General features: G+C 57.9%; 4 protein-coding genes. 2 read left to right on the forward strand and 2 right to left on the reverse strand.

What is annotated here, in order from left to right:
- Positions 1-264 precede the first annotated feature (264 nt).
- Both LX81_RS21675 and LX81_RS22435 read right to left on the reverse strand, forming a co-directional pair.
- Positions 265-1503 (reverse strand): MFS transporter, encoded by a 1239-nt coding sequence (locus tag LX81_RS21675; protein WP_111539303.1) that lies wholly within the window; start codon positions 1501-1503, stop codon positions 265-267.
- 116 nt (positions 1504-1619) lie between these two features.
- Positions 1620-1784, reverse strand: coding sequence for a hypothetical protein (locus tag LX81_RS22435; RefSeq protein WP_008883921.1), 165 nt, complete (start codon positions 1782-1784; stop codon positions 1620-1622).
- A 466-nt stretch (positions 1785-2250) separates the two neighbouring features.
- On the opposite strand from LX81_RS22435, the gene LX81_RS21680 reads away from it, so the two are divergent.
- Together LX81_RS21680 and LX81_RS21685 are read left to right on the forward strand one after the other, a co-directional pair.
- A complete protein-coding gene (locus LX81_RS21680) occupies positions 2251-2616 on the forward strand; it encodes a hypothetical protein (RefSeq protein WP_111539304.1) in 366 nt (121 codons plus the stop codon).
- A gap of 2 nt (positions 2617-2618) precedes the next feature.
- The gene (locus LX81_RS21685) at positions 2619-3026 is read left to right on the forward strand and encodes a hypothetical protein (protein ID WP_111539305.1); all 408 of its coding nucleotides are present in this window, start codon (positions 2619-2621) and stop codon (positions 3024-3026) included.
- Positions 3027-3547 lie beyond the last annotated feature (521 nt).

The raw sequence follows: 3547 nt of genomic DNA on the forward strand, positions 1-3547 counted from the left end.
CCCCGCGGCTTCCTCCTTGGGAGGTTTTCCAACACGGGTCGTGGTTCCGACAGTGCGCAACGTTTCGCCGCGACCCGCATCAGAAAACCTTCACCTTAGCCGACTTTCAGTCTCGGACCGTGATGCTGCAGCGCGGCCCGTCGAAGCTGCCATTCGCCGCGCCTGCGAAACCCCACGATGGCCGAAGGTCAGCTGCGCGGGACGAAGCGGGCTTTCGCTGCGGATGCGCCAACGGCTGCATATTCTACTCTTTACCAGAAAATCTCACAACTGCGCGTCGGTATGGTCGTCATGGCGCACCTCTTTCATCGCCAGACCCATGGCCGCGCTCAACAGCAGGCAAGCCGGGATGGTGAGCAGGGCTGTTTCGAATGCGCCGCCGCTCATGTCGATTATCACCCCAACGAGAGGCTGAAAGATCAGCGCACCGCCGATCCCGACCATGTTCACGAATGCGATGGCCGTGCCACTGATATCTTTCGAGTGACCTTCCTTGGCGGCGGCGAAGGTCAGCATCTGTGCACCGCCCATCAGCCCGCCCAAGAACAGCATGGCCGAGATGAAGAGCACGGAAGTGCTGTCCGAGTAGATTGCCACACTGTAGAAAGCTGCGGCCATGGCTGCGTTCGACACGATGATCCATTTTCGATGGCCGATGCGATCCGACAGCCAGCCGGCCGCGACTGAACCGAGCGCCATGCCCCAAAAAATCATCGAAATTGCCGTCTCCGCGTTCACCGCTGTCAGGCCGTGGTCAGCGATCAGCTCTGCTTCACCCCAAAGCCCGCCGAAGACGTTGACCGGCATGTAGTAGAGCGCGCCCAAAATGGCGATCCACCAGATACGCCCCTCGCGGGCAACCAGGCGGAGCGGCGTGAGAAGCGGTTGCGTTTCTGCAGCCAGGTCTTTCGGGTCGCGCAGAGTGAAGAGAGCTACGACGAACAGTGCCGCTCCGGCTGAGGCCGTCGCGAAGAAGACAGGACGCCACCCGGCCTGTTCGATCATGCCGGTCAGGGCCACGGCCCCGATGGCCGTGCCCAACATACCTATGGCATTGACGGCTCCGGAGAGGACCGCAAAGCGGGACGGTGCGAACCAGTGATTGACGACGTAGAGACCGCCGACGAAGCCGAAGGACGCGCCTAGTCCAGTGAGGAATCGGCCGAACGCGGCGACGACCGGGTTGGATGTAAGCGCAAAAAGCGCCACCCCGGCCGTAAGTATCAGGATTGCCGGCACGACGAAGCGGCGTGGCCCGTACCGGTCCAGGACAAGTCCGACGATAAGCTGCATCGGCGCATAGACCCAGAAGAAGACACTCGACAACGTGCCGAAGCCGCCGCGGCCAAGGCCGAACCAGGCCGCGATGTCGTTTGAGGCGAGGGACGGCTCGATCCGCGCAACAAACTCGAACAGGAAAAACAGCGAGACAACGCAGAACGCGATCCATGCGCCGGGCCGGGTGGTTGCGGTCGCGTTGTCGTTCGATGAGGACAGGGTCATGCTACCTCAGAACAGGCATTCCATCTACCGATACCGTCCCGCCTCGACACAAACTCGCAGGCATGGTCCGAACTACAGTGGCCTCCCGAGCCTTCACCGCGACCGCGGACCGTTACTCACTGGCAAGCCGGGTAATTCGCTCGGTCGGCCTCGGAGACATCGACCGGGCACTCGGTGTTGATATTCGCCTCGGAGATGTCGCTCTCGTAGACGAAATTGTCGTCTTCGACGCAGGCTGCAAGAAGGGTCAGCACGAATGTTGCGGTAAGTATCCGGGTCATGGCGAAGTCCTTTTTTAGGTGACTTGAGTGGTAGTCCGGCGGCTGCAATGGGATTGGTCGCCGGGCACAGGGGGTAATGGCCCAGCGGGCCAGAGCATGTTAAATACGAACATGACCGCGAAGACCGCGATATACACGCGCCAGTCGAACGATCGATCGCCCTCCGCCTTTGTGACGTTCAGTTTACGTAGCACGAACAGCGTTGCAAGGATCAGCACCGCTGCGATGAACGCATGGATAAGATCAATGTGCTTGTGCTTTTCCAGCTTAGCTATGCTTTTACGTTAGTGGCAGCATAGCGGCGTTGCAATCGGCAGTTCCTCTTGTCGCGCTTCACGTGATCCCAATCCAGCAACTAGTGAATTAGGGTGCCCCGGTTGAGGTCGTCGCTAAAGATGATTGCGAAGTCACGAACGTCGGATAATCTCCAAAAGGTACAACATCACTTTAACTGAACGGATCAACTGTGAGCAGGAACACTTTCGCTCTTGCCGCCGCGTTTTCGCTGACGGCGACGGCTATTGCAGCACAAGCCAGCGACGATGATTCGGTGACGGGTACGTGTGTGCTAAGCTACCTTGGCAAAGTCTATGCAAACGGGGCCTGTGAGGGGACTATCTCTGACGATGCTCTCACTGATCTTAGCGGAACGGCCGATGGTTCGGGGGCTTCGTGGCAGCTCGTCATCGACGGCGCTGCAGGCTCCGGGGTATTGATCGGAGCTGATACTTTTGTACTTGCCGATGGCGAAATCCTGTCGAACCAAGGCGGCGCAAGCTATGCTTGGCAGAACGGGTATGCTCTTGATTTCATGATGGAAGGAGAGAATTGATCATGCGCGCGCATCTCGCCTTCGGGCTGATGGTGGCGTTGCCCTGCGGCAGTCCGACCTTGGCCCAGATGGCGGCCGATGTCAGGTTTGAACCCGGCAACTTCGGAACCAATGTCAGCGGCACGATCATCGGCGACGAGTACATAGATTATCGCCTCGCGGCGCGCAACGGACAGGAGTTGTTTGCGGAGTTAGCCGTAGTCGACTCAAACGGAAACGGCACGATCTACTTCAATGTCCTGCCGCCGGGCAGCGATGGCGTCGCGATCTACAATGGCTCTATGGATGGCAATACAGCCACTGTCGACCTTCCCGACAACGGCACTTACACGATCCGTGTCTATCAGATGGGCAACGATGCCAACAGCGGCGCGACCACCGGTTTTAGGCTTGATCTGTCAATCCAGTGACGTTCGGCTAAGCTGGCACAGACAGTGTACAATGTTTCTCACAGATTGTATCCTAGGTTCAATTTGAATTACACATCCTTCAAAATCAATTTACGGGGGCTAGGAGTTAATTTCGTTACATTATAGAGCCAAGAGCCGATTGCTTTGAAAAACTCGGGTAGACTTCAAAAGGACCGAATTCTCGGAACGTCCGTTCTCGGAAATGATTATAATACCCGGTCAAATGGTTAAGTTCGACCTTTGGCAGAACGATATTCTAGCCTGAGGCCTGCAATTGCAGGTCAAAGGAGTTTTTCAACACAACCAGCCAAGAGCGGACGTTGGTGTCCAGTGCAACATTCGGTAGCTTGGGGCTCGAACCGGACTTGCGTCGACGCAGCGGGACTGGCCTTTGGCCGACAAAGGTGCTTGTCGTTCCCGGCCCTTGGACGAAGCCGCTCCGCGGCATTGGCGCATTTGGCTGATGGAGTGAGCCGCCCATAGCGGCGCGCATTTCGTGATCTGCACGACCTGGCTGACGA

It is taken from the genome of Palleronia aestuarii, from assembly GCF_003253995.1.
GTDB classification, from domain to species: Bacteria; Pseudomonadota; Alphaproteobacteria; order Rhodobacterales; family Rhodobacteraceae; genus Palleronia; species Palleronia aestuarii.